Genomic DNA, 26,603 nt, shown 5'->3' on the forward strand with positions numbered 1-26,603 from the left:
TATCTCCCCCATTCCCCATCCCCAAAAAATCAGGCATTCAGCATTTCGGCAAGGATCGCTCAAAACCGCTTTTCATTTTTCCAAGCAAGGCCTTCATCGTCTCATGATCCTGTTCTGTAAACTCCGTCATACATGACCGGATCAGCTTGGTGTAATAAGGACCTACCGTCCTCAGCAGCTCTCGTCCAGCCTCTTTTAATCCGATGGTCACCATCCGTCCGTCACTTTCGTGAGCTACGCGCTCGATCATGTCATCCCGTTCCAGCCCATCAATCAGCCCCGTCATGGTTCCCCGTGTGACATCAGCCCTTTCAGCCAGCTCCGATGGTGTCATTCGATGCGGTGCATGAAAATGTAACAGGCTAAGGACGATGACTCTGCCCTGCGAGGCTCCCAGCCTGGTAAGATTGGTATCCATTTCTCTGAAAATACTGCTAGCCAAGCGCGCAAAAGTTACGAAAGTCTCCATATTATCCACTTCGGCCTCCTCTTGACCAAAACGACGCAGCACCCCGCGTATGGAGTCATTATGAAAATTAAAATTCATAGTCTGTCCATTCCTTCCCTAATCCCGCTTGTTCAGCCAAACGATAGCTCCTCCATTCCTCCGGCAGCAAAGAAGCATACGGCTCCTTGGCAAATCGATCATCCACCAGAACCAGCAGGCCTTCGTCCTGCTCTGTACGGATAAGTCTTCCTCCTGCCTGAAGGACTTTATTCATCCCCGGGTATACATACGCATAGTTAAAGCCGTTCCGTCCTTGCTCCGAAAAGTATTCCCGCAGCACATCCCGCTCTGCGCCAATTTGCGGCAATCCCACACCAACAACCACGACCCCGTTCAAGCGGTCTCCCGGCAAGTCGACCCCTTCGGCAAATACACCACCCAGCACGGCAAAGCCGAGCAAGGTACGCTCCTGTCCAGGCTGGAAAGCCTCCAGAAAGCGATCGCGCTCCGGTTCGGTCATACCCGGACTTTGCACCAACGTATCTGCCGGTACGTCCCGAATCATAAACTCCTCGTATACCTCACGCAGATACGGATAGGACGGGAAAAATACGAGGATGTTCCCTTTACGTTCCTCTGCCAGTCCGGCCAGCATATCCACAATCGCTCCCTTTGAGCGCTCACGATCCCGATAACGGATAGAGAGCGGGAATAGACGTACATCCCATTGCTCCTGATGAAAGGGAGAAGGAACCTGCAGCGTATAGTCCTCCTCCTTCGCTCCCAGCATATCGCGGTAATAAGCAAGCGGCGTCAATGTTGCGGAGAAGTAAATAGCTGAGCGATAGCCCTTAATAGCCTGTCCGAGCAAATGCGAAGGATCAAGGCAAAATAGCTTGACCCGCACTTCACTGCGTCCCGCTTCAATATAGGTAACGTAGCGTTCATCGTACAAAGCGGCAATTCGCAGCATATTTTGAGCGGCAAAGTACGTATCCAGAAGCAATGCATAAGCTGCACCTGTACTGCTCGCACGCTGGGCATCGCTCACGCTTTCCCCCGTTACCAGTTCACGTTCGGCTGCTTCCACAAAAGGCGTGAGCAGCTCCAGCATCTCTTGCGGTGCGGACGCCTCCACTGCTTTTCCTGTATCCGCATGCAATTTACGCAGGGTAATCATATGCGCGTTCACTGCGTTCGCAGCCGCGGCAATCTCCGGGCTGAGCAGTTTAAATTCCCTTTTCAGCTCCAGAAAAGACGATTTCAGCATTTCCGCCGAAAACATATCCCGTCCGCGTTCCACCAGGTTATGCGCCTCGTCTACCAATACAACGCCTTTTCGCTTGTGCTCCTCCAGCAATCTCTTCAAGGAAATACGCGGATCGAAAACATAGTTATAATCACTGATTATACCATCCGAGGCATACGCTACATCTAGTGAAAATTCAAAGGGACATACCCTGTGCTTGCGCGCATAATGCTCAATCACCGCCCGAGTCATTAATGTCTCATTTGCTAAAATATCGGACACCGCACCGTTGATTCGGTCATAATAGCCCTCGCACATGCTGCATGCTCCGACATCACAATCATTTTCATCCTTAAAGCAAATTTTATCCTTTGCAGTCAAGGTCACCACGTACATATGCAGCCCTTGAGTCTGCATTTTGGCATACGCTTCTTCTGCTGCTGCGCGGGTCGTGGTACGGGCCGTCACATAGTATACCCGGCTCACCAGCCCTTCGCCGATGGCCTTGATTGCAGGAAACAAGGTGGAAATTGTTTTACCGATACCCGTGGGCGCTTTGGCAAACAGGCTGACCCCTTCGGCAATCGTTTTGTACACCGCACCCGCGAGGGTGCGCTGACCTGAACGATACGTGTCAAAGGGAAAGTCCAACGTGCCAATACTGGCATCCCGCTTTTCCGCATGCGCTCTCAACAGGAATGCATAGGGTGCATAGCCGGCAATCATCTCCTGTGCAAAGGATTCCAGCTCTGCAAAGGATAGCTCCCGTCTAAATCGGCGAATGTCTCCACTATGCGTCTGTACATAAGTAAGCTGAATCTGCATGGAATGATGCTGCTCCTCGCGAGCAATCATATAAGCGTACAAGAATGCTTGCGCCCAATGTACAGGCTGACCATCCCCCTGAATATCTTCAAGGGGCAGAGATATCGATTTGATCTCATCAACTGTCCATACACCATCCAGCTCAATCAACCCGTCACAGCGGCCTTCGACAATGAACAATGCATCCTGATATGGAATTTCCGTGCGCAAATATACCTCTTTGCGGTCATGCTCCCTATAGCCTTTCTGGATTACCTGATGCACGCGAGTTCCTTCCAGCATACTGCTGTTCAAGCGGAAACCACTGTGAATGCTGCCGCTTCGATGCACATATTCCACAAGTGGACGCACTGATATGTGAATTGGTTCCTTCATACGATCACCCGTTCCGGTCATAGTCCTTTCACTTTATCACGAAGATAAAGGAAACGTAAGGGACATAAGCATCGTTTGTGCTCAATCGGTATTCACTCATACTTATTTTTTACCGAAATATAGAAATGAGGCTTATTACTTTATTCTCGACAGTGTCCAACTCACATTACAGCATAAAGGATAGGGTTATGTTAAAAGAATTAATTAACAATTTCGCATTATTAACGAGCTTCTTATTCTTTGGGAATTTGCTTTCACGAAAATACGCACGTTACCTGGAGAAACATAGATATATCCATCGGGTAATGAACGGGTTGATGCTGGGACTGTTTGGTATTCTTTTAATGATGGCCGGTTTATGGATCAACGGGAACTTTGTGGTCGATCTGCGCCAATTGGCCATTATCATCTCTGTTTATATGGGAGGAACGATTTCCGGCCTGTTGACCACCCTGATCATAAGCCTGTACCGTATTTACATCACCGGTGGTTTGACAGATATTTCTCTGACTGCTACTGTCAATTGCTTCATGGCACTGGGCATTTCACTTACCTTCATTCGAGAAAAAAGCCTAACGCTCGGCAAATGGATGTCAGCTGTGCTTGGAGCTGCTGTTATGTCGCTGTTATCTACTTTTTTTGTGGTTAATCCTCCTAATAATGAAACTATTATAATAGTCACAACCGTTAAGTTGCTTGGCGGCTTGTTCACCTATTTTATGATGTCCCATATCAAAAAAACAGAGCGGGCCATTCATCTGCTGGAAGAGGCTGCAAACCGGGATCATTTAACCGGATTATACAATCCGCGTGCTTTTGATGCGCTGTTTGAGGAGATCCTTCATACTTCCAAAGCCACAAAAAAGCCATTTGGCGTCGTGATGCTGGATATTGACCACTTTAAAATAATTAATGATACGTATGGGCATTTGAACGGAGATACCGTCTTGAGCCAATTAGGAATTTTGTTAAATCGGGAGTTCACAATGAGGGCATACCCTTCCCGTAAAGGCGGAGAGGAATTTGCCATTATAATTGGAGATTGCGACAGCCAGAAGGCAGCAAGCCTTGCCGAGAAGATTCGAAAGGCTGTGGAACATGGCCCATTCCAACTGAATGACGGAACCATCGTTCCCCTGACGGTATCTGTCGGAGCAGGCAGTTTTCCTGCCATTACAGCGGATAAATTATTGGAGAAAGTGGATGACGCTCTATATGAGGCCAAACGATTAGGACGTAATCGGGTGGAACTGGCAAAATCATAGCATTAGTCACTAAATGTCAGGTAAGATGGATTATTGTTAATAAAATGTGGTAAAATGGAAAAAACATCATTATAAAAAATCTTCTGCCGCTAGTGGAGACATGCCTTACAATCGACATGGGGGGTGGTCTTTTTGAACCTCGAACAATTAGAAAAACTCATGGAAAAAGAACGCCGCGAACTGAATCGCATGGCTAACTTACACGGATTAAGGGACGAACGTGTATTGGACAAATCCTCCAGGCTTGACCGAATTATGGACAAGTACCTTCACACCAAGCGTGCGGGAAACCAAAACAATCAGGCACATTCATAGAAGCAAGCTACATCGCTGCCCATAAGGGCAGCTTTTCGTATTATCAGGTTAGCCAGAATCTTCTGGTTATGTGCATACGGGCCTCCCCTGACGCATCGCACCGATATCGCAATCATCTGCTCACGGAATACTTGGATTACTTGCTGCCATACTCCGTCCGCAGCAGCTCCTGTGTGAACGATATCCATTCTCTGGCTGCAAAGGACAGGTAACGATCCTTCTGCCAGATCATTCCCAAATGCCAGGGGATGACGGGGTCCACCAATGGAAGAATACGCAAGCGCTCGGAATCCAGATCCCGGCAAATGGCCTCCGGCAATAGCGCTATCCCCAGGTTCGCTGCAACCATTTCGCTGATCAAATCCCATTGTGAGCTTTCGTAGACTACACGCGGCTGAAAGCCGGCACGGACACACTCCGCAATAATACGGTCATGCAGCGTAAAATCCTCGCGGAACAGTACAAACGCTTCCTCCGCCAGCGCGGATAACGGCACCTCCTTGCACTCAGCCAATGTATGCGTAGGGTGAACGAGCAGATTCAGCTTTTCCTCCACAAACAGAAACGTCTCAAACATATCTCCACTCGCAGGCAGCACAATCACTCCGATATCCAATGCCCCGGCTCCTACGTCCCGCTCCACTTTCTTCGCTCCATCCTCGAACAATTGAATGGTTACATCGGGATAGGCCTTGTGAAACTCCCCAATGACACGCGGAAAAAAGCTCGATCCAACCATCGGCGGCAGGCCGATGCGGATGTGCCCTTTTTTCAGGTTCATCAAATCACTCAGCTCCGAGGACAAGCTCTGAAAGGACTTCACAATCGCTTGAGCCTGAAGCTCAATCACCTTCCCAGCGTCCGTCAGCTCGATTCTTTTGCCAATTCGATCGAACAAGGTAACACCCAGCTCATCCTCCAGGCTTTTAATCGTTTTACTGATCGTCGGCTGTGTAATGAACATGCTTTGGGCCGCCTTTGTAAAGCTGCGCAGCCGCGCGACCTCCAAAAAATATTGTAAATGTCGGATATCCAAACCTGCACCTTCTTCCATAGACAAACGGAATACATTACATTCTTTATATGCATTTTACTCATGAAAGCTTGTGATGTAAAATTTCATTACAGTTTGAAAATAACGAAATCAAAGATAGGAGTCAACATATATGAAAAGCTTCATACGCGGTGTTCTGCAGGTTGCCGTCCTGATGGCCTTTTCACTCATCCTGAACGCGGTAGTTTCCTGGCTTCACCTGCCTGTACCCGGTAGCATTATCGGTATGGTGATCCTTTTTATTCTGCTGCAAACCGGCTTGGTCCGACTAAGCTGGATTGAGGTTGGCGCGAACTGGCTGCTGGCCGAGCTGCTATTATTCTTTATTCCCTCCGCTGTCGGTGTTATGAATTATTGGCCGATGCTGGAACACGATGGTATGAGTATTATGCTGGTGGTATTGCTCGGCACCTTTCTGGTGATGGCCTGTACGGGTATGGTCGCCAGTCTGCTTGGTAAACGAAAGGAGCACAAATCATCATGATCGGTCTTCTATGTATTGTATTGACACTCGCTATCTACTGGATGGCCAAACGCATGTACCGCACCCTGCCCAAGGTATATATGTCTCCATTGCTTATTACACCTGTTGTTATTATTTTGATTTTGACGCTGACGGGCGTGAACTATCGTTCCTATAATTCAGGTGCTCACTTGCTGTCCACGCTGCTGCAACCAGCTACGATTGCATTTGCCGTCCCTTTGTACCGCAACTTCCCTGTGTTGAAGAAGCATGCGTCCCAAATCGTATTTAGTGTGCTGTCCGGCTCCGTTGTAGCTGTATTGTCCTCCATGGCTCTTGCCAAATGGATGCATCTGGACTCGTCGCTGCTCAGCAGCCTGATTCCCCGCTCCATTACGACACCCATTGCCATGAATGTATCACAAACGATTGGCGGTAATCCAACCGTCACAGCTGTATTTGTTATTTTGACCGGCTTGAGCGGTCTCATTATTGGTCCGATGATCGTCAAGCTGTTCCGTATTGAAAATGAAGTCTCACGCGGGGTACTGCTCGGTACCGGTGCTCACGGTACCGGCACCTCCAAAGCATTCGAGTTCAGCTCGCTGACAGGTACAATCTCCAGCATCTCTATGGTACTCGCCGCTCTCTTTACGTTGGCGGCTGCGCCGTTCCTCTTCCACCTGATGCTGTAAGCTAGTGCTATTCAAAAAGAACCTCCATTCCACACAGCCATCGTGGAACGGAGGTTCTTTGCATATTTAAGAGCAATGAAAGAGAGCGTTCAGGAGGCGCTCAAGGATGCATATCCTGCACAGTAATCAGATGGCCTTCACGATGTCTGACTTCTTTTCTGCCTCTACAGGCGTCACCGCTTCATGCAGATAAGCATCCAGTTCAGCCGCATATTGGCGCTCTTGCGCAGGGCTCCAGCCTGCATGTTCGGACATCAATGCAATGACGGGCTGCTTCCAGCGCTTTACTTCGTCAATCTGGAAGAACAGCGCTCCGGTTCGTCGAATGAAGAAATCAGACGGTGTCACCGTCATTTCCTGCTCCATCGCATACATGAGCGGGACACGCATATCCAGAGGCAGCGCCGCTTCCGTCTCGGTGGCCTCCTTCATGCTGCGCACCGCGATGGCAAACAGCCGCTCTGTATTGGAGCCGTATCGGGTGGCCCATGCTCTGGCCATTTGCGGCGATAGGCCGAGCACAGCACCCGCTGTGGCTTGCTTGCTCACGAAGGCGTCCCAACCTGCCGAGCCGCCTACACTGCCGCCCGAAATCGGGATATGTCGGGTGCGGCATGCCTGGAAGCTCTGCCCATGCAAGCGCCCCAGCTCCCGTACTGCACGATCCACGACGAGCTCGGACATTTTCCGGTAGCCTGTCAGCTTGCCGCCCGCAATTGTGATCAAGCCTGAACGGGATTCCCAAATTTCATCCTTGCGCGAAATTTCCGAAGGGCTTTTACCGTCTTCATAAATAAGCGGCCGTACCCCTGCCCAACTGGATTCCACATCCTTAGCGCTCAGCTTCATGTCCGGGAACATCCCGTTGATCGCTTGAAGCACATACGCCCGATCCTCGGCAGTTATTCGGGGATGAGCTGTATCCCCCTCATATACCGTGTCGGTCGTACCTGCATAGGTTTTGCCATCACGCGGGATCGCAAATACCATGCGTCCATCCAGTGTGTCGAAGTACACAGCCTGTTTGAGCGGAAAGCGCTTGGCATCGAATACCAGATGGACGCCTTTCGTCAAGCGAAGCATTTTACCCTCCTTGGAGCGATCCATCTCCCTCAGCGTATCCACCCACGGTCCGGCCGCGTTAATCACCAGCGAAGCCCGAATTTCGTAAGCTTTGCCTGTGACCCGATCCGTTACACCTGCGCCGCTAATTCGTCCGTCATCATACAGCAGGCTGTCAGCCTTGGCATAGTTCACCGCCAGCGCCCCTCGTGCAACAGCCTCCTTCATGACCTCAATCGTCAGGCGAGCATCATCTGTACGATACTCTACATAGCTGCCGCTGCCCTTCAATCCTTCCCGCTTCAGCAAAGGCTCACGCTCCAGCGTAGCCTGGATGTCCAGCATTCGGCGGCGCTCACTGCGTTTCACTCCAGCAAGAAAGTCATATACCAGCAGACCAATCGAGGTGGTGAACGCATTAAACGTGCCTCCCTTGTGAAAAGGAAGCAGCATACGCTCTGGTATAGTCACATGTGGACCATTTTCGAATACAATTGCCCGCTCCTTCCCGACCTCGGCTACCATCTTAACCTCAAACTGCTTCAAATAACGCAGACCGCCATGCACCAGCTTGGTAGAGCGACTGGATGTGCCTGCCGCAAAATCCTGCATTTCCACCAGCGCCGTCTTCAAGCCACGATCCGCGGCATCCAGTGCAATTCCGGCTCCTGTAATGCCGCCGCCAATAATTAATATATCAAAATGCTCATGCCCCATACGTTCCAAAACAGCCGTTCTATCCTGCGCAGCAAATCTCTGTTCTCCCATCATCTATCCCTCCAGCTTTGTATATATTCACGATGCGATCTGCCAACCCAGTCATCAAAAGATACAAAAAAAGACCACGAACATCGCTGCGGCGTATGCCGAGCGGTCCATGGTCTCTCCAAATCTCCTGACGAGTATTAACTTATCCATATCGTAGCACACACTGTACACGATGAAAAGGGAAATCTGCCTGGAACTGCATCAGGAACTCGTTCATCACTGCTCCTCCATCTACACAGTGCACACTGCTTGTATTGAACTAACGTTTCCCGTTAATGGAATAACCTGACTTTCTATCGTTCTCAACGAGATCCATGCAATAAACCTTCTAACAGCTCATTAGTTCCTGTGTTTTCGATTGGCGTATATACCCCCATCACGAACTCACCGCTTTCAGAGACTGTAAAAGTATTGTAACGAAATGCCAACAGTCCTGCCTGAGGATGATGTATCACTTTTTCTCCTTCCGAGTTTCTGGAGACATCATGTCGTCCCCACCACTCTCTAAACTCCTCGCTCCTGTCACTTAACATGTTAACTAAATCCTGATACCACGAATCATTCATGTGCAAGGCGTATCGGCTTCTAAAATGGGCCAACAACATGGTGGCGACGTTTTCCCAATTAACTATGCGAGCTTTGTTATCCTTCATCATAAAGATGCGCCAAAGAATATTTCTTTCAATCTCTGCTATTTGGTTAAAGTCTCCACACAATATACTTGTCATTTTATTCCAAGCAAAAAGGTTCCATCGTCTGTCGATGACATAGGCAGGGTATGTCCCCAGCTTGTCGAGAATCTGTTGAAGGGCTGGAGAAATGGATTCATCTTCTGTAACGTTTGGAAGTACAGAGTGGTTAGCCAAAACGAATAGATGGTTGCGTTCATCGTTACTGAGTCGGAGTGTTCGCACCAAACTCTCCAGTACTTGTTCCGACACTTGAATATCCCGCCCCTGCTCCAGTGCAGTGTACCATGGTAAGGAAATGCCTGATAAACTTGCCACTTCTTCTCGCCTCAGACCAGGCGTACGACGACGTGAGGTCTCAACCCGTAATCCCACATCATGCGGGGATAGACGTGTGCGACGGGTCCGAAGAAAATCAGCTAGTTCTTTTCGTCTTCTTTCAGAATTCATAACAATGATACACCTCTATATCCTGATAGAATTTATAACAGTATCCGTACGATTAGCATTCAGAATAGTACTACAAATACAGGCCTATTTGGGCGTTTACAAAACTGATTATAATCGATTTGTCGCCTACAGTGTAGGAGGAATCGGCAGTCAAGGCTGAATAGGTTGTACTTCCGTTCTATAACAAATAATCGAAGAAGAGGGGATTTAGGGTGAAACCAGAACAGAATGATCGTAGCAGTACTTTGAGAGGCCAACGCATTATTCTCTTCGGAGGAACTTCTGGAGTTGGATTTGCGACAGCCGAAACCGCTGCAAGGGAAGGAGCGTCCGTAGTCGTAGTATCCAGTCGAAAAGAGAAGGTTCACAATGCGATCTTGCGCCTCCCCCAAGGTTCGGAAGGACATGTGGTTGATCTATCTAGCGAGGAGCAGGTTCGAACATTTTTCAGCCAAATTGGTGAATTAGACCACTTGGTTTTCTCGGCAGGCGATTCATTACTAATCAAAAATTTCAGCTCAATTGACGTGGAGACTGCACGGCGATCCTTTAACCTGCGGTACTGGGGAGCGTTTATGGCCGCAAAATACGGAAGTGAGAACATCAGACAGAACGGTTCCATCATTTTAACTTGTGGCATTGCCGGAGTCCGACCTCAGAAGGGTTTGACGGTCGCAGCCAGCGTATGTAGTGCTGTTGAATCTCTAGCCAGGGCGCTGGCTGTCGAACTCAGTCCGCTTCGTGTCAACACCGTTAGTTTAGGGCTAATACGTACTGAGATGTGGGACAGTATTCCTGAAGAAGACCTAAACGCGATGTATGAAACTGCCGGAAAAGACCTCCCGGCTGGCCGAGCGGGAGAACCCGAAGACGCAGCTGAGGCTTATCTTTATTTAATGCGTGGAAAATATTCCACCGGACAGACCATTGTCGTGGATGGCGGTTCTACACTGGTGTGATTTAATTGTACAAGAAGTGTAATATGCCTATACTTTACGCTCCAATGAATTTCACATCGAGTCACTACAGACTCAATCATGGAGTTGCCTCCAACAACAAGGGTACTCTTAATGTCAGCATGCTTTAACCCATTACCATTCAGCAATGAAAAGGCTGTACGAGGTCACCAGAGCATGATCATGTTCCTAGGTGGCCTCCCACCAAATAACTTCTTTATATAGGGAACTGCTTAAGTCCTCGATCAAAATCTGAAAATCAGAATTCTACTGATTTAGATCAACCTCGTGATAGGACTAAACAAACATCTTGCAGAAATACCCAAGATACAAAATGAGTTTTTTTGAATTTATGCAAAATACATGTGATCTAATCTAATCTATTGCCTATAATGCTCGAACAGCTGTTTATTGGATGTCGTCACTGCTGTAGCTCCCGCAGCGAGAGCCGCTTCCACATCCTCCGGGGTACGAATCAGTCCGCCCGCCAATATGGGAATACCCGTACGTTCACTGACCTCTTTAATCATGGGTGGAACAATGCCTGGCAGCACCTCAATGTAATCGGGCCGTGTTTTTTCCAACAGCGCGTAGCTTTTTTCCAGCGCAATCGTATCCAACAGGAACACCCGCTGAACCGCAAGAATTCCCTTCTTTTTAGCAGTGGCAATCACGCCGGACCGGGTCGAGATAATCCCAAACGGCTTAATCTCCTGACACAAATATTCCGCTGCATATTCATCATTTTTCAAGCCTTGCACCAGATCGGCATGCAAAAGCATCTGCTTGTTGCAACTCCTGGCTAGCTGGTACAGGCTGCGCAGCTGCGCTACATGCGTATCCAGAAAAACCGCATACTCATAGGAGCTGTCCAAAATGCCCTCCAGCTGCTTCATGTGCTTGGCAGCAGGCAAAATGCGTTGTCCCTGAAATGGCATGGATATCCCCCTTAGATCCCTAGGCTAAAATATCGGTTGAATCTTTCAAATTTTATATTATCACTCTGTTTAACGAACGTGAAGCGGTTTCATTTTTAGGCATATATAAAAGGCTGTCTTCCCGTCAGTAAATACCTTCGGGAAAACAGCCTCAGTCCTTAACAGAAATAGATTACATCCTGCGTCAGCGCCCTTGAATGCTTTATATTGTACTAGCCCTCAAAGCCTTGGCGCAGCCATGAGGTAGCGAGCGCGATTGCACCGCGCTTCGCTGCGGTTTCCGCCAACGAGTTCAGCATCACGAAGTCGTGAATGATGCCCTGGAAACGTACAGCGGTCACATCTACCCCCGCTTCACGCAGCTTGCTCGCATACGCCTCGCCTTCATCGCGCAGCACGTCGGCCTCGCCTGTAATGACCAGCGCACGCGGCAGTCCCTTGAGCTGGGCTGTGGTGGCGCGCAGCGGGGACGCCGTGATCTGCGCTCGTTCGTTGGGATCAGTCGTATATTGATCCCAAAACCATTGCATTCCCTCGCGGCTCAAGAAGTATCCTGTGGCGAACTCGTGATACGATTCTGTGTCAAAAGAAGCGTCCGTCACCGGATAAAACAACAGCTGCTGCCGGATGGAAGGACCGCTGCGTTCCTTCGCCAGCAGGGTTACGGCGGCGGTCATGTTACCGCCGACACTGTCTCCAGCTATCGTCAGCGTATCGGGCTTCAGCCCATGCTCCCGTCCATGCTGTGCCACCCATTGAACGACGGCGTAGATTTCCTCAATCGCTGTCGGGTATTTGGCTTCAGGTGACAAGCTGTATTCCGGGAATACAACGGCTGCCTGTGCACCCACTGCCAATTCCCGGATCAGACGGTCATGCGTATGGGCATTCCCGAATACCCAGCCTGCTCCATGCACATATACAATGACCGGGAGACCGTCTGTCACCTGCTGTGGGCGAACAATTTTGACCTGAACCTCACCGCTTGGACCACCGGAAATCGACAGATCCTCTACATCTGCGGCAGGCTTGTCTGCTGAACCGGATTGAACCTCATTGACTGTTTCACGTCCTTTTTCAGGGCCCAAATCATACAGAAACGGAGGTTTGGCATTATCGTCTGCAAATTTTTGTGCTGCAGGTTCAAGCTGTACTTTTTTACTCATGTCGAGTCACCCTTTCTTGTCTAAGATCATCTAAGGTCTTCATGTTTTCATACATAATGCTTATATTGGCTCATTCAGCTTCACTTTATATACTTAAACGAGTTTTGCTCTTTCCAATCGAAGGACTTTAGTTGGCTTAGTAGAAGCGCTTGACTTTCATTTTATATTGTAACTATAATAGTTACATATCCAAGTTCGTGAATGAACAGGATGCACTTACGATTAAACGAATGAAACATCCAAATTATATTTATAGGAGGCTTTCTATTATGAAAATTGCAGTTATTGGTGCAGGCGGTAAAGCAGGAAGTAATATTGTAAAAGAAGCATTGGACAGAGGTCATGAAGTAACGGCAATCGTTCGCGACCCGGCTAAAGTAACAGAAAGCCGTGCCACAGTGGTACAAAAAGACGTTTTTGATCTGAAAACAGACGATCTGAAAGGTTTTGACGTTGTCGTTAACGCTTTTGGTGCTCCACTTGGACAAGAGCATCTGCATGTAGACGCAGGCAACGTACTGATTGAAGCGCTGCGTAATGTGTCCGGTACACGCCTGATTGTCGTAGGTGGTGCAGGCAGCTTGTTTACTGATGAATCCCACACACTTTTGGTCAAAGATACGCCTAATTTCCCGGATTTCGTATATCCAACAGCAAATAATCAAGGAAAAAACCTGGAAATTCTGCGCGGCACCAGCGACCTGAACTGGACTTTCATTAGCCCTTCCGCTGAATTTGCTCTTGGCAAACGCACTGGCTCTTATCAAGTAGGCAAAGACACGCTGTTGGTTAATTCCAGAGGTGCAAGCTATGTTAGCTATGAAGATTATGCGGTAGCTGTAGTCGACGAAATTGAAAAACCTCAACATCTGAACCAACGTTTCACGGTGGTATCTGAGGCCTAATTCCCGCATTTTTACAGGACATTTAACATAAAAAAGGCCCTTCGCTCACTTTCTAATGCTGTATAGGAAGTCCGCTTTACTCCAAATCGGACTATCCATGCACGCAATGAGAAGTTGCACCCGAAGGGTCTTTTCGTTACGACTTGTTGATGTTTTCGTTATGACTGTCGATGCCAACCTTCTTCTTCGACTCGTGAACAGATGACTCCGTCTTATCGCTAAAGCATAGCTTAAGGATCGGAGGTGCAGCCAAGGTCGTCAGAATGACGGCAATGATCACCGATGTAAAATATTGCTGTGCCAACAGACCCGTTTGCAGACCGGTAGCTGCGATAATAAGCGCGACTTCACCACGCGATATCATCCCGGAGCCAATCGCAAGCGAAGAACGGTTATCAAAGCCTGTCAGCCGCGCCCCGATCCCTCCGCCGATTAGCTTCGTCACTAGCGCAATCAGTGTCAAAGCAACCACAAATCCGAGCTGCTGTCCTACTCCTTCGAAAGAAACATTCAAGCCAATACTTACAAAAAATACAGGGACAAAAATGGAATAAGCGATGGGCTCCACCTTTTCTTCTACCACATGCTTATAATCGGTCTGTGCGATAGCAATCCCGGCTGCAAAGGCCCCGATAATTCCTGCCATCCCCAACATATCAGCAAAATACGCAAACCCGAAGCAGATCATCAATGCCCCCGTGATGACCGCTTCAGTCACTTTTAGTGGTGCAAGTATTTTCATCATCCACGGTACAACCAGCCATCCCCCCAGCACAGCTACGACGAAGAAAATCAGCTTTTTGCCGACAAGAAGCCCCAGCGACATCTCCTCCCCGCCCATACCGAACACACTCATCATCACTGCAAGCAATACCACCACGAGCACATCATCCAGCACAGCCGCTCCCAAAATGGTTGAGCCTTCCCGGGTATTCAGCTTGTTCATATCCTTGAGCACCTGCACCGTAATGCTAACAGAAGTAGCGCTCAGGACAATCCCGAGGAACCACCCTTCATTCACCGAGAATCCAAAGGCTTCCCCTACACCAAAACCACAGACCAACGGCAAAATAATACCTCCGACCGCCACCGCTACCGCAGGTTTCCAGTTACGCCTGAGCTGATCCAGATCGGTCTCCAGTCCGGCAATGAACATCAGCAGAAGCACGCCGATCTCAGACATATCATGAATTAGCGTATCATTCTGAACCCAGCCCAAGACGGCAGGACCCAGCACGATCCCCGCAATCAGCTTCCCCAGCACCGCTGGCTGACCGAGCCTGACTGACAGATGACCCGCGACTTTTGTGAACAACAGAATCAGCAGAAGATATAGTATAAATTGCATAGACTGCCAGCCTCCTTTTGTTTTAGCATTTGGACTCATTGCGTATACTCCGGAATTCAAGAACATTCATACCCATAAAATGCCGTGAAATCGTGCAAAATATGTATCTGACCTGGCACATGGTCACTCTGACAAAATAAAAAGGGGAACCTGAAGTACAGCACAGGTTCCCCTCCAAAAGACAAAGAGGAGCCTTGGTGACAGGCTCCTCCGGTAATCATGTTCATTTGATGTTGTCGGTCATATTCGCGCAATGAGTAACTTTATCTGTCTATTATACCTCTTCTGCAAACCTGTGTAAATGCGGATCATCAGCTCTCCGCTTTTTTCACATATCGGTCGCGGTATTCATGATTCAGCATACTCATCCAAATCGAATCATGATATTCATGATTGTAGAATAAAGCATCCCTTTGCACACCTTCACGCTGGAAGCCTACCTTTTCATAACAACGAATGGCCCGTTCATTATAATCAAATACATTCAGCTCAATCCGATGCAGATTACAAATACCGAATCCGTAATTCAGCATCAGAACAAGTGCTTCGCTGCCATAGCCTTTTCCTTGATCTCCCTGCTCAGTAATGGCGATACGGATGTTGGCGCTGCGATTCATGGTGTCTATATCCTGCAGGGCGATATCCCCGATGATACGATCATCCTCGCAAAGCGCGATCAGAAGCAGCAGGCTTGAGGTATCCTGGCCCTTAGCCTCGATATAACGCGCAATTTGATCCTTGCTAAAGCTGCGCTGCGTGCCTGTCAGCATCCGCACATCCTGATGGAACAACGTATTATAGTACAGCTCTGTATCCTCCACATGAATGGGACGCAAGTACACTTGCGATCCTTCAAGCAATCGTGCCACAGACGTTGTGGTTGATTCTGGGTGATTCATGGGTTATTCCTCCTGGATTAAAATTCCGAACTGCAAAATTCAAAATAAACAACTATGCAAGATCGATATGTTGTTCCGTCGTAAGGCTGGAATCAGCGAGGGGCTCGCGCCAAATCACGGATTGAAGCAGTAATCCCGCTAATCCCAGGAGGCCAACAGTCATCCCGATCCAGACAAAGGCAGTCCCTGCCCCAGCGATTCGGATCAATATTCCCCCGGCCAGTGGCGAAACGATCATGATCGCACCAATGACGGTACTTTGGATACCAAAGACCCGCCCCACCATATCAGCCGGGGTTTTGGCTTGTAAAATGTAGTTCTGGGTGATGATGTAGAGACCGTTGCCCACGCCCAGCATAGCCCCAATCATAAGCAGTACGGGCAAGCCTGTCCCTGGTTGCGCCCAGCCCAAAGCGGCAATAGCTCCGCCAACCAGCACATAGCCTCCACCTAGCCCCCAGCCTGCGCTTATGCGATTCAAGCGATTAAGTATGAGCATGCAGCCGACGGCGCCAGCCCCTATGGCTGAAACCAGCCAGCCAAGCAGCGATTCGTTGCCCGGAGCGAGCACGCGCAGCAGCGTAGGGAACTGGTAGTCAATCATGAGAATGGCAATCGAGCCAAAAAGCCCGAATATGAGCGTATGCAAAAGCATTCGAGTGCGCCAGAGGAACGCCCAGCCCTCCCGCCATTGGCTGAGAAAACGGGATGCGTGAGCAGGCTTCTCCTGCATCTTGGCATCATCCATCTCAGGCGCCGTACGTGGCGATTCCAGCTTTTCTTGCAGCTCGCCAGCAACCGTTTGCTGCTCTGTGCTGGCCAGCGCCGGACCGATTCCGCGCAGCGGCCACAGCAGCAGGCCGGAGCAGAGGCGCAGCAATGCATTCAAAATAATGCATGCCTGGGGGGACAGCACAGTCAAGGTCATGGCACCCAGCAATGGCCCCGCCACTTTGGAGCCCTGATTGACCAGCCCGTTCAGCGAGGTCGCCCGAAACAGGTCGCCGCTGGCGACCACTGTGCGGGTCAAGCCTTGCTGTGACGGCATTTGGAATACGCCAGCCGCCGCGCGCAGGCCCAGCAAAGGCAGCAGCCACGCCGGGCCTGGGACGGCGAGAATCGCCAGCGTCAATAAGGCGATAGCTGCATCGCAGCCGATCATCAGCCGGGCCTTGTGTACCCGGTCGGCTAAAGTACCCGCGATGGAGCCGAGCAGCAGACCCGGTAGCGCCATCACTACCGGAATCAGCGCAATCAGCATGGGATCAGCCTCCCAGCGATAAGCAACAAGCACCTGAATGGCGATGGCATCAAACCAATCGCCAAAGGAAGCAGCCGTGTGCGCTGCAAACATTCGCGTAAAACGGCTATTGCGCCAAATGCTGGGCGTGGATTGCGGTTCTTTCTTCTCCTTCATTTCTACTCACCCTGCTCTCAAATTTCTGCTTCTTTAGCAATAAGAACATTCTAACGGGTCTATATCAGAAGAAAATCAGACAGCGAAAAATATCAGACCCCAGAAAGCGTCTGCTCCAGCCAGCGCCTCAGCGCCGAACGATGCACTGTTAAGCCATTATCCCGGTCAAGTCGTTCGTACCGAGCCGCATATTTTTCTTCCAGCATGGGGTAGGTGCCGCAAAGCTTCAAAAAACCGCGGATTTGGCAGACCGCCTTGATTTTCAGCAATTCCTGTTTACCCATATCAAGGGTATCCAGCCCTTCATCCATGAGCCGCTCGGCGTTGTCCACATCTCCAGTACGTAAAAGTATAAGTCCGCGCATCATGCGATAACGGCCCAGTTCGCGCAAATATGGAGCCTCCGACAGCAAACCTTCCAGACGATCAGACAGTTCGGCAGCCTTTTCCATATGATTGGCAACCAGATGCATGTACATCTCCATCAGTGCAACAGGCATCACAAATTTATCAAGGCTATCCCGCTCCATTACCATCAAGGTCAGTGGCAGACCTTCCTGTACGCGCTCAGGCTGACCATTCTCCACATAAGCCTCCAGGATGTTGAGAATACGCAGTTCCCGCTCCTGGTCACTGGACAGCTGCCCGCTCGACAGCGCTCGCTCACACAGGGCAAGCGCTTGATCCGTAACCCCGGCTGTGCCTGTATACAACAGCAGCATCCAATACAATCGGTCTTTAGGAGCAAATTCCTCCCGTTCCAAAAACCACAATATATCCGCCTGCACAAACCGAGTATACATTTGATAAAAAGGAGACATCTCAAATCCCATCTGCTCCTGCTGAGCAGCCAGCGCTGCGATGGAATTCCCCTGTCCCAGCAGTTGGTATTTCCGGAACAGTCCATGGACAGCGTCCTGCACCTCCTGATCGTACAAGGACGGATGATTTTGTCGTTGTTGCACATCAGCCAGGGTCAAGCTGTAGCCATACCCTCTGACGGTATGAATACGGAGCGTATGCCATGACTTGAGTTTTTTCCGCAATCTGTAAATATGATCATCCACCGTACGCTCTACCGGATACTCCAGCGGCCATACACGATCCAACAGTTGCTCCCGGGTGAACACCTGGTTGCGATTGTCATATAGAAAACGCAGCAGCGCAAACTCTTTTGCCAACAGTATGACCTGCTCTGTACCACAGATGACACTGTAGCCCTCTGCATCAAATTGCAGCCTGATCATCCACCTCGCCTCCGACATATCGTTTCTTCGCTGCACCCAGTCCTGTAAGCATAAGTACAACACTCAAGCACAAAAGCAGCAGCAGCGGAATCGTCCAGCCTTGTGTCGCATCATGCAAATAGCCGAACAGCGTTGGCCCAGTCGCCGCCAGCAAATAACCAAAGGATTGCGCCATACCAGACAGCTCTGCCGCCTGCTGCGGTGTCCGCGTCCGCAAATTAAAGAACATCATCACTAACGGAAAGGCGAAACCGCCCGCGATGCCGATACAAATAACCCAAACCACACTCCATTGTGTAGCTCCCAGCAGAAATCCGCCCAGACCGATAAAATACAGCGCAGCCATAATGAGGACCAATATCCGCTGATCCTTCAACCGTGCTGCCCAAATCGGCACAATAAAGGTAAACGGCATTTGTGAAAACTGCAGCACGGACAGCATCCAGCCCGCAGTCTCGGAATCCATTCCCTGTCCGTTCATCATCTCGGGAAACCAGGCGGCAGGGACATAAAACAGGGCAGATTGCAGTCCCATAAACAGCGTCACCTTCCAGGCCAAAGACGATTTGTACACACTGACGGTTCGGGCGGATATTGCCGCCTTATTGACCGTTTTGCGTGCTCTGAGAAGCTGGGGAATCCAGAGTAAAATACCAATCACACCCATAATGGCCCATATTCCCAATGCACCGCGCCAGCCCATACCTCCGTTCAAAGCGAGCGGTATACTCAGACCCGATGCTGTTGCAGCAACCACATTCATAGCTACTGAATATACGCCGGTCATGAGCCCACTGTTGCGAGGAAATTCCTCTTTAATCAGACTGGGCAGCAAAACATTACACACGGCAATAGCCAATCCCAGCATGGCTGTTCCGATAAATAATGCGGTCACTCCCAACGTGGAACGCACCACAATACCTGCGGTTAACAGCAGCAAGGCTGCAAAAATAACACGGGATGACCCGAAGCGGCGCGACAGATTAGCCACAAAAGGCGATAATAGGGCAAAAGCAAGCAGCGGTAATGTCGTTACTAACCCGCTCAGTGTATTTGAGATATGCAAAGAATCCTTAATCAAGCCGATAAGAGGCCCTACAGAAGTAATCGAAGCACGCAAATTAGCACCTACCAGCACCACTCCTACGGCAAGCACCCAAGGACCGGCATACCACAAAGATTTGTATACTAAAGCTCGTTGGTGTTGCTGTGAATTCATCTCTCTATTCTCCAATCCCTCTGTGTTATGCTCAAAGGCTCCAACCTTGTGTACGGCTGGAGCCTGAGCAATTTTTCTCTTATTAAATTATAAGGGCATTGATGCCATATGCATAGGACGGATCAGCATAGTACTCCTAATCTTCCAGTTCAGCATACAGCTCCAACTGAACAAACAAAGGCTGCCTGCAAGGATTTTTTCCTTTGGAGACAGCCTTCAGCTCATGACTCAGATGTGTTTTACGGTGCTTAACGTACTTAACCTTAACATACTTAGCGCACCAGCCAGCCGCCATCCACCGCAAGAATATGACCATTCATATAATCGGAACCCTGGCTGGCGAGGAACACGACAACCCCCATCAGGTCGGAAGGATCGCCCCAGCGGCCTGCAGGAATACGTGACAAAATTTCCTGATTGCGGCTCTCGTCCGCACGGATTGGAGCTGTGTTCGCAGTCGCAATATAACCAGGAGCAATCGCATTAATCTGAACATTATGAACCGCCAGCTCGTTGGCAAATGCCTTGGTTAAGCCAGCCACTGCGTGCTTACTTGCGGTATACGGCGGAACGAACTTGCCGCCCTGAAAAGCAAGCATAGAAGCGATATTGATAATCTTCCCGCTTTTTTGCTCTACCATCACCTTCGCTACTTCCTGACTCAGATGATATACAGCATTCAGGTTGATTTCCATGACAGCGTCCCAATCCTCAGCCTTGTACTCCAGCAAAGGAGCGCGACGAATCGTACCCGCATTGTTGACAAGGATATCAATCTTGCCGAATTCCTTGACGCATTCTTCTACAATTTTCTTAATCGATTCTTTTTTCGTCAGGTCAGCTTTATAAAAGACAACCTTCACACCTGTAGGTTCCAGCAGACGTCTGGTTTCTTCATACTCTTCAATGTTAGCTACAATGAACAAATCAGCGCCCGCTTTGGCTAAAGCTACTGAATAGCCCTGACCCAAACCCGTGTTGCCTCCTGTTACAATGGCTGTTTTGCCTTTCAGATTAAAAAAGTCTAATGAAAAAGTTTCCAGGCCCATACTTACGCCTCCATCACAGTTTAGTATAAATCAATTTAGTTAAATAAATCTTCTTACACGTTACAGTGCTGCACGAATTTCTTTATATTTGGCTACATAACGCGCCGCATTTTCGGTAATCAGATCATAGCGGCCTTCCTTGGCCGGAGCCGTCAGATTGCCACCAATCCCTACTGCGACACATCCGTTGCGCAGCCAGGTCTCCATATTATCCAGATCAACACCGCCGGTTGGCATAATCTGCACATGAGGCATTGGGCCTCTGACTGCCTTGACAAAATCGGCTCCCATCGCACTGCCCGGGAACAGTTTTACTACATCACTGCCTAATTTCATGGCTTCCTTGATTTCATTCAGCGTCATACAGCCGGGCATATACGGGATCGCGTACAAATTGCACAGCTTGGCGGTTTCTTCTTCAAAAGAAGGACTCACGACAAACTCCGCTCCAGCCAAAATTGCGATTCTCGCCGTCAGTGACTCCAATACAGTCCCCGCGCCAATCACAGCCTGATCCTTAAATTCGTCTCTCAATCTGCGAATGACCTGGTCTGCATCCGGTGTAGTAAACGTAAGCTCAATATTGTCCAGACCGCCTTCAATGCAGGCTTTGGACATTTGGTACGCTTCCTCCGCTGTGTTTCCCCGAATAACTGCGACAACACCAACCGAAGTGATATGCTCCAAAACTTTCTTTTTCGTCATGTTCCTGATCCTTTCCACGAATGGGATGGCCATGTACCATTAGCCGCTTGCAGGTTTCCGCTTCAAACGCGCACGGATTAACGCAACTCGCTCATGGCTACCTGATCCATGTCTTTGTATGTTTTATTTTCACCGGCCATGCCCCAAATAAAGGTATAGCTGCCTGTAGCCGCACCACAGTGGATGGACCAAGGCGGAGAAATCACTGCTTCATCATTTTTCATAACCAGATGACGAGTTTCGTTCGGCTCGCCCATCATGTGGAACATTCTCGCGTTCTCTTCCAGCTCAAAGTAGAAATATACTTCCATGCGGCGGTCATGCACATGTGTCGGCATGGAGTTCCACACACTGCCGTTTTCCAGCGTCGTCATGCCCATAACCAATTGACAGCTTTGAATGCCTTCATCATGGATATAGCGGCGCAGCGTACGACTATTGGCCGTTTCCTGCGAACCAAGACTTTCAGACGGCACGTCGGCAAAAGACTGCTTTGTTGTCGGATACGTCGTATGAGCCAAAGCCGAAACGATATAAAATTTTGCAGGCTTTTCACTGGAATCGCTTTCAAAGATCAACTCCTTGCCGCCTTTTCCAACGTAAAGACAGTCTTTCGTAGCCAGCTCGTAGGTTTCACCGTCTACCTTGACCTTACCGCTGCCGCCGACATTGAAAACACCCAGTTCGCGGCGCTCCAGGAAGGTTTCCGCTTTGATTTGATCGCTGCCTTCCAGCGCAACAGATTTATTCACGGGATAAATACCCCCGATAATGACACGATCTTCATGCGTATAGACCAGCTTGACTTCCTCAGGCACAAACAGATCCTGAATCAGATAGTGCTGACGCAACTCTTCAGTCGTAAAATGCTTGGCATGCTCGGGATGAGTTGAATAACGCATTTCCATAAAAAACATTCCTCCTGTTTAGATAAACTTTTTTATCAACGGAATTGTTATAAAAGCGGTTTCTAACTCTACTTCTTAGCTAGAATTGTAATTATTATCTAAGAGGGTGTCAACCCAAAACTTCACTATACCTTGAAAAATCCTGATTATTCACGAACTTTTACACGTTTTTTACCTTCTGATAAACAAATTTATATTTTTTTATCTACATTACCCAAAAAGTTTTTAATAAATATATCAACTCCCTCATTGTGAAAAACCGATTTATGTGATAATTTCATTTTATTCAGGTGGTGCATACGATTACAGATTTAGTTTACTAAACATAAGGAGGAATTCAAATGACCGCAACATTGGATGCTGTTACCTTCGGAGAACCGATGGCTATGTTTTATGCCAATGAAGCAGGCTCTCTGGATGAGGTGCGTTCATTCACCAAAGCGCTGGCCGGGGCGGAGACGAATGTTTCGGCCGGTTTGGCGCGTTTGGGACTACGAGCGGGACTCGTGACCAAACTCGGCGAGGATACGTTCGGCAAATTCATTGCCGATGCGCTGCGCCAGGAGAAAATCGACACCCAGAACGTCATGTTTACCAAGGACCACTCTACCGGAATGCTGATTAAATCCAAAGTTACCAGCGGAGACCCTGAGGTGGAGTATTTCCGCAAAAATTCTGCCGCCTCCACACTGAGCATCGCTGATTTTAACGAAGCCTATTTTGCCGGGGCTCGTCACCTGCACTTTACGGGTATTTCTGTCGCACTTTCCCCTGAATGCCGCGACTTCGCCCGACATGCGAAACAGTTTATGAAAAAGGCAGGTAAAACGGTATCCTTCGATCCCAACCTCAGACCCAAGCTATGGCCTGACACACAAACGATGGTCGAAGCAATTAACGAAGCGTCTGAGGGCTGCGACTGGCTGCTGCCAGGCATTCATGAAGGTAAAATATTGACAGGCTACACCTCGCCTGAGGATATCGCCTCGTTCTACCTTGACCGCGGCACCTCGCTGGTCATCATCAAGCTGGGAACAGAAGGCGCATACTACAAATCCGCGGATGCAGAGGGATATGTCAAACGCTTCCGCGTGGACCATGTCGTGGATACCGTCGGGGCCGGTGACGGCTTTGCCGCAGGTGTGATCAGTGCGCTGCTGGAGGGCTTGCCCCTGGCCGAAGCGGTCAAGCGCGGTAATGCACTTGGCGCGCTGGCTGTCATGTCAGCCGGAGACATGGACGGCTATCCGACGCGAGCCGAACTGGAGTCCTTTTTGCTCAGCGCCAGCACGAATTAGTCCGAGTTTATTCCCCGGATAATCTTCGCCGCTATTAGCGCAAGCTCAACAAGGCCGAATCAGCAAAAGTCGGCCTTAACCTTCAATAGCCCGTATTCGCTTTTGTGTGACCTGAGCAGCATACGCATGCTCAGGTCGTACAAAGGAATACGGGCTATTTTTATAATTTATGACAGGATGCTCGTCTACAGCGTCTTGACTGATTCTCCCCGATTAATATCGGGCACAAAACGGTAAATAATCGGCACTGATTCGCCACCCTCCTCAATACTGGACAGCAGCGTCTTGGCCGCCTGCTTCCCCATATCCGCAATCGGCTGCGTAATGGTCGTAATCGGCGGATTGTAAATATGGGCAAACTCCGCATCATCAATTCCGATAATGGACAGCTCTGCCGGAATGCGTATGCGGCGGGCATTCACATATTTCAGTGCTTCTGCCAGCACGATATCATTCCCGGCCAATAGTGCAGTTGGCGGCTCCGGCAGCTGAAACAGCTCCTCCAGCGTCTGCTGGATTCCTTCTCTTGGTACACTGCGCATATACTCCTCCCGGAAGGGCAAGCCAGCCTCCTCCAGCGCCTTTTTGTAACCGCTCAGCCGCTCTACTCGTGGCGTAATCCGGTTCACTCCAAGCGGCAGAGTAATCAGCGCAATCCGCTCATGCTTATGGGATACCAGCTCCTGAATCGCCAGCTTAATCGCCATTTCGTTATCCAGCAGCAGGCTGCGTGTATTCACACCGTCCACCAGACGGTCCAGGAACACCAAAGGATACTTTTCGCGAATGAGCTGGTTGTAAATATCCGCATGCTTGCCTGTCGGGAAGATGATTAAACCGTCCACCTGGCGGGCCTTGAGCATCTCAATATACTGGCTCTCCTTGTCCGGATTTTCGTCGGCGTTACAGATGATCACCTGAATGCCAAAACGCTGCAATTCCTCCTCAATCGCGCGGATGGACTGGATCGACAGCGTATAATCAATGTTAGCTACAATAACACCTACCATGAAGGTCCGGTTTTGCTTCAAACTGCGGGCCAGCCCGTTAGGCTGATAATTCAGCTCCTGAATCACCTCGGCAATCCGGTCTCTGGTCTGGTCGCTCATGTATTTATATCGTTTGTTCAGAAATTGCGAGACCGTGCTTTTAGACACTCCCGCCTTCTGGGCAACATCTTCAATCGTCGGCTTCTTCATCGGTACACTCCTTGTCCTTCATGTACTGCGTTAGTGCAACAAAAGTATATCTTTTTTTTAGTAAATTTACCATACTTCTATTTATGAATACATGATTATATTTGCTGAGCTTAAAACTTACCTGTGGTGCCACTGCGCAGACGGATGGTGCTTCAGACAGCAAAAAGAGGCAGCTCAAGATGTTCTCTTGAACTGCCTTCACGTAATCATACATGCTGCTCGACATCAATGTGCCGGAATCGGGGCTGCAGGCTGATCCGGTGTATCGTGCTCGACCAGCGCATGCTTTTCCCACAAACGGCTTCTCCAGCGAGCATACATAATGATGGCACGAGTCCATTCATCAGCCGCAATAGCCAGCCACACACCTGCAAGTCCCATTTCCAGCTTGAACACAAGCAGATAACCGAGCGGCAGGCTCATGCAGACCATGGAGATCAGTCCCATAAAGACCGGGAACTTGGCATCTCCAGCAGCACGCAACGAGTTAATAATGACGATATTCGTCGTCCGGCCGCTTTCCAGCAGGATACTAAGTAAAATGACCTGTGCTCCCAAACGGATAATTTCAGGGTTTTCGGTGAACAGACCGAGCAAAGGCACACGGAAAAAGATAACTACCGCATCAATAATCACGGTCACGAGCAATGCCCATTTTACACTGCTTAATACCCGTTTATAGGCTGTATCCTTCTGTCTGGCTCCCACAAGCCTTCCCACCACGATAGCCGTCCCCATACCGACAGCCATACTGAACAAATAAATATAGCTTGAAATATTATTCGCATATTGACGCGTAGCCATCGCCTCTGCACCCAGATAAGTTACATATAGCGTGAATATGAGCTGACACGACTGATACATAATGGACTCCAGCGCGGATGGCACACCAATACGCAAAATTTTGGAGATAAATTTTCTGGACAACTGGACGTAATATTTCCACTCAACACGCACCTCGGTGACCCGGTACATGAGCCAGAAGAAGATCAAGAGACAAATAAAGCGGCTGCCTACCGTAGAAATAGCTGCCCCCTCTACGCCGAGCGCAGGCATTCCCCAATGTCCGAAAATCAAAACATAGTTGCCGACCACGTGAATCACATTCATCAGCACCGATACATACATCGTTTCCCGGGTAAACCCATGTGTACGAATGGTCGCTGCCAGCGCGTTAATCAATGCCTGAAGGAAAATAGCACCTCCGACGATACTTATATAGGAATCTGCATAAGCCAGAATATCTCCCTGGACATTCAGCCATTGCAGCATATGAGTACCAAAGACGAGAAAAATGACGCTAAGCAATAGACCTACCATTAAATTCAACGTAATGGCCGTGCCCGTAACCTGGGCCGCTTCGACAAGTTTTTTAGAACCGATATATTGAGCTACGACGATAGCAGCGCCGTTGCCGATAACCTCCAGTACAAGGATGGCAATTGAAATAATTTGGTTGGACGCGCCCACACCCGACACTGCATTATCAGATACAGAGCTGAGCATGAATGTATCGACGCTTCCCATTAGCATAAACAGGAACAATTCAAGGAATATAGGCCATGTCAAACGGAACAAATTCAGTTCCTTGGCTTCGGACAATACCGAACCATTTTTTAGTGCTCTGGTTGTCATTCATTCACCTTTCTTCATAGATTTATTTAGCGATCAAAAGGTATGTTAGCACAGTC

The 26,603-nt window shown here is 49.2% G+C and carries 24 protein-coding genes; 7 read left to right on the forward strand and 17 right to left on the reverse strand.

Annotated elements, in window-relative coordinates; all coding sequences use genetic code 11:
• Positions 1-37: 37 nt before the first annotated feature.
• Positions 38-547, reverse strand: a complete 510-nt coding sequence (locus tag BAZ21_RS04760; RefSeq protein WP_068497582.1) for a MarR family winged helix-turn-helix transcriptional regulator — start codon at positions 545-547, stop codon at positions 38-40.
• The gene (locus tag BAZ21_RS04765) at positions 537-2,918 is read right to left on the reverse strand and encodes an ATP-dependent DNA helicase (protein ID WP_084011504.1); all 2,382 of its coding nucleotides are present in this window, start codon (positions 2,916-2,918) and stop codon (positions 537-539) included. Before BAZ21_RS04765 ends, BAZ21_RS04760 begins: the two co-directional genes overlap by 11 nt.
• 167 nt (positions 2,919-3,085) lie before the next feature.
• On the opposite strand from BAZ21_RS04765, the gene BAZ21_RS04770 reads away from it, so the two are divergent.
• Both BAZ21_RS04770 and BAZ21_RS04775 read left to right on the forward strand, forming a co-directional pair.
• Positions 3,086-4,162 (forward strand): diguanylate cyclase, encoded by a 1,077-nt coding sequence (locus BAZ21_RS04770; protein ID WP_068497583.1) that lies wholly within the window; start codon positions 3,086-3,088, stop codon positions 4,160-4,162.
• A gap of 132 nt (positions 4,163-4,294) precedes the next feature.
• Positions 4,295-4,477, forward strand: coding sequence for an aspartyl-phosphate phosphatase Spo0E family protein (locus tag BAZ21_RS04775; protein WP_068497585.1), 183 nt, complete (start codon positions 4,295-4,297; stop codon positions 4,475-4,477).
• 136 nt (positions 4,478-4,613) lie between these two features.
• Here the strand turns inward: BAZ21_RS04775 and cidR are convergent, their stop codons facing one another.
• Positions 4,614-5,513, reverse strand: coding sequence for a cidABC operon transcriptional activator CidR (cidR, locus tag BAZ21_RS04780; RefSeq protein ID WP_373441515.1), 900 nt, complete (start codon positions 5,511-5,513; stop codon positions 4,614-4,616).
• A 130-nt stretch (positions 5,514-5,643) separates the two neighbouring features.
• Between cidR and BAZ21_RS04785 the strand changes: the two genes are divergently transcribed.
• Both BAZ21_RS04785 and BAZ21_RS04790 read left to right on the forward strand, forming a co-directional pair.
• A complete protein-coding gene (locus tag BAZ21_RS04785) occupies positions 5,644-6,015 on the forward strand; it encodes a CidA/LrgA family protein (RefSeq protein WP_068497589.1) in 372 nt (123 codons plus the stop codon).
• Positions 6,012-6,689, forward strand: coding sequence for a CidB/LrgB family autolysis modulator (locus BAZ21_RS04790; RefSeq protein ID WP_007432908.1), 678 nt, complete (start codon positions 6,012-6,014; stop codon positions 6,687-6,689). The genes BAZ21_RS04785 and BAZ21_RS04790 overlap by 4 nt, the downstream gene beginning before the upstream one ends.
• Before the next feature lie 126 nt (positions 6,690-6,815).
• On the opposite strand, the gene BAZ21_RS04795 is transcribed toward BAZ21_RS04790, so the two are convergent.
• The gene (locus BAZ21_RS04795) at positions 6,816-8,519 is read right to left on the reverse strand and encodes a glycerol-3-phosphate dehydrogenase/oxidase (RefSeq protein WP_068497591.1); all 1,704 of its coding nucleotides are present in this window, start codon (positions 8,517-8,519) and stop codon (positions 6,816-6,818) included.
• Between the two features lie 302 nt (positions 8,520-8,821).
• The gene (locus tag BAZ21_RS04800) at positions 8,822-9,658 is read right to left on the reverse strand and encodes a helix-turn-helix transcriptional regulator (RefSeq protein ID WP_068497593.1); all 837 of its coding nucleotides are present in this window, start codon (positions 9,656-9,658) and stop codon (positions 8,822-8,824) included.
• Positions 9,659-9,870: 212 nt separating this feature from the next.
• Here BAZ21_RS04800 and BAZ21_RS04805 point away from each other — a divergent pair, with 212 nt between their 5' ends.
• Positions 9,871-10,617, forward strand: coding sequence for an SDR family oxidoreductase (locus BAZ21_RS04805; protein WP_068497595.1), 747 nt, complete (start codon positions 9,871-9,873; stop codon positions 10,615-10,617).
• A gap of 377 nt (positions 10,618-10,994) precedes the next feature.
• Here BAZ21_RS04805 and BAZ21_RS04810 read toward each other — a convergent pair whose 3' ends face one another.
• Both BAZ21_RS04810 and BAZ21_RS04815 read right to left on the reverse strand, forming a co-directional pair.
• A complete protein-coding gene (locus BAZ21_RS04810; RefSeq protein WP_068497598.1) occupies positions 10,995-11,552 on the reverse strand; it encodes a glycerol-3-phosphate responsive antiterminator in 558 nt (185 codons plus the stop codon).
• A gap of 212 nt (positions 11,553-11,764) precedes the next feature.
• A complete protein-coding gene (locus BAZ21_RS04815; protein ID WP_068497600.1) occupies positions 11,765-12,718 on the reverse strand; it encodes an alpha/beta hydrolase in 954 nt (317 codons plus the stop codon).
• Positions 12,719-12,987: 269 nt separating this feature from the next.
• On the opposite strand from BAZ21_RS04815, the gene BAZ21_RS04820 reads away from it, so the two are divergent.
• Positions 12,988-13,623: an NAD(P)-dependent oxidoreductase gene (locus BAZ21_RS04820; RefSeq protein WP_068497602.1), complete on the forward strand. Its 636-nt coding sequence runs from the start codon at positions 12,988-12,990 to the stop codon at positions 13,621-13,623.
• Positions 13,624-13,759: 136 nt separating this feature from the next.
• On the opposite strand, the gene BAZ21_RS04825 is transcribed toward BAZ21_RS04820, so the two are convergent.
• The 8 genes from BAZ21_RS04825 to kduI all read right to left on the reverse strand — a co-directional run bounded on the left by BAZ21_RS04825 (position 13,760) and on the right by kduI (position 22,415).
• A complete protein-coding gene (locus BAZ21_RS04825) occupies positions 13,760-14,971 on the reverse strand; it encodes a cation:proton antiporter (protein WP_068497609.1) in 1,212 nt (403 codons plus the stop codon).
• A 311-nt stretch (positions 14,972-15,282) separates the two neighbouring features.
• Positions 15,283-15,870 carry a GNAT family N-acetyltransferase gene (locus BAZ21_RS04830; protein WP_068497610.1) on the reverse strand — a complete coding sequence of 196 codons (588 nt, stop codon included), beginning with the start codon at positions 15,868-15,870 and terminating at the stop codon, positions 15,283-15,285.
• Between the two features lie 52 nt (positions 15,871-15,922).
• Positions 15,923-17,287, reverse strand: coding sequence for an MFS transporter (locus BAZ21_RS04835; RefSeq protein WP_068497615.1), 1,365 nt, complete (start codon positions 17,285-17,287; stop codon positions 15,923-15,925).
• Between the two features lie 92 nt (positions 17,288-17,379).
• Positions 17,380-18,534 (reverse strand): winged helix-turn-helix domain-containing protein, encoded by a 1,155-nt coding sequence (locus BAZ21_RS04840; RefSeq protein WP_068497617.1) that lies wholly within the window; start codon positions 18,532-18,534, stop codon positions 17,380-17,382.
• Positions 18,515-19,753, reverse strand: a complete 1,239-nt coding sequence (locus tag BAZ21_RS04845; protein ID WP_068497619.1) for a CynX/NimT family MFS transporter — start codon at positions 19,751-19,753, stop codon at positions 18,515-18,517. The genes BAZ21_RS04840 and BAZ21_RS04845 overlap by 20 nt, the downstream gene beginning before the upstream one ends.
• A gap of 272 nt (positions 19,754-20,025) precedes the next feature.
• Positions 20,026-20,802 carry a 2-dehydro-3-deoxy-D-gluconate 5-dehydrogenase KduD gene (gene kduD, locus BAZ21_RS04850; RefSeq protein ID WP_068497620.1) on the reverse strand — a complete coding sequence of 259 codons (777 nt, stop codon included), beginning with the start codon at positions 20,800-20,802 and terminating at the stop codon, positions 20,026-20,028.
• A gap of 60 nt (positions 20,803-20,862) precedes the next feature.
• Positions 20,863-21,507 carry a bifunctional 2-keto-4-hydroxyglutarate aldolase/2-keto-3-deoxy-6-phosphogluconate aldolase gene (locus BAZ21_RS04855; RefSeq protein ID WP_010347097.1) on the reverse strand — a complete coding sequence of 215 codons (645 nt, stop codon included), beginning with the start codon at positions 21,505-21,507 and terminating at the stop codon, positions 20,863-20,865.
• Positions 21,508-21,584: 77 nt separating this feature from the next.
• Positions 21,585-22,415 (reverse strand): 5-dehydro-4-deoxy-D-glucuronate isomerase, encoded by an 831-nt coding sequence (gene kduI / locus BAZ21_RS04860; protein WP_068497622.1) that lies wholly within the window; start codon positions 22,413-22,415, stop codon positions 21,585-21,587.
• Between the two features lie 341 nt (positions 22,416-22,756).
• Between kduI and BAZ21_RS04865 the strand changes: the two genes are divergently transcribed.
• Entirely contained in the window at positions 22,757-23,713 is a 957-nt protein-coding gene (locus BAZ21_RS04865; protein WP_068497624.1) for a sugar kinase, read from the forward strand.
• A 185-nt stretch (positions 23,714-23,898) separates the two neighbouring features.
• Here BAZ21_RS04865 and BAZ21_RS04870 read toward each other — a convergent pair whose 3' ends face one another.
• Positions 23,899-24,912: a LacI family DNA-binding transcriptional regulator gene (locus tag BAZ21_RS04870; protein ID WP_068497626.1), complete on the reverse strand. Its 1,014-nt coding sequence runs from the start codon at positions 24,910-24,912 to the stop codon at positions 23,899-23,901.
• Between the two features lie 225 nt (positions 24,913-25,137).
• Positions 25,138-26,547: an MATE family efflux transporter gene (locus BAZ21_RS04875; RefSeq protein WP_068497628.1), complete on the reverse strand. Its 1,410-nt coding sequence runs from the start codon at positions 26,545-26,547 to the stop codon at positions 25,138-25,140.
• Between the last annotated feature and the right edge of the window lie 56 nt (positions 26,548-26,603).

Origin of the sequence: Paenibacillus kribbensis, assembly GCF_001705305.1 — a bacterium.
GTDB classification, from domain to species: domain Bacteria; phylum Bacillota; class Bacilli; order Paenibacillales; family Paenibacillaceae; genus Paenibacillus; species Paenibacillus kribbensis_B.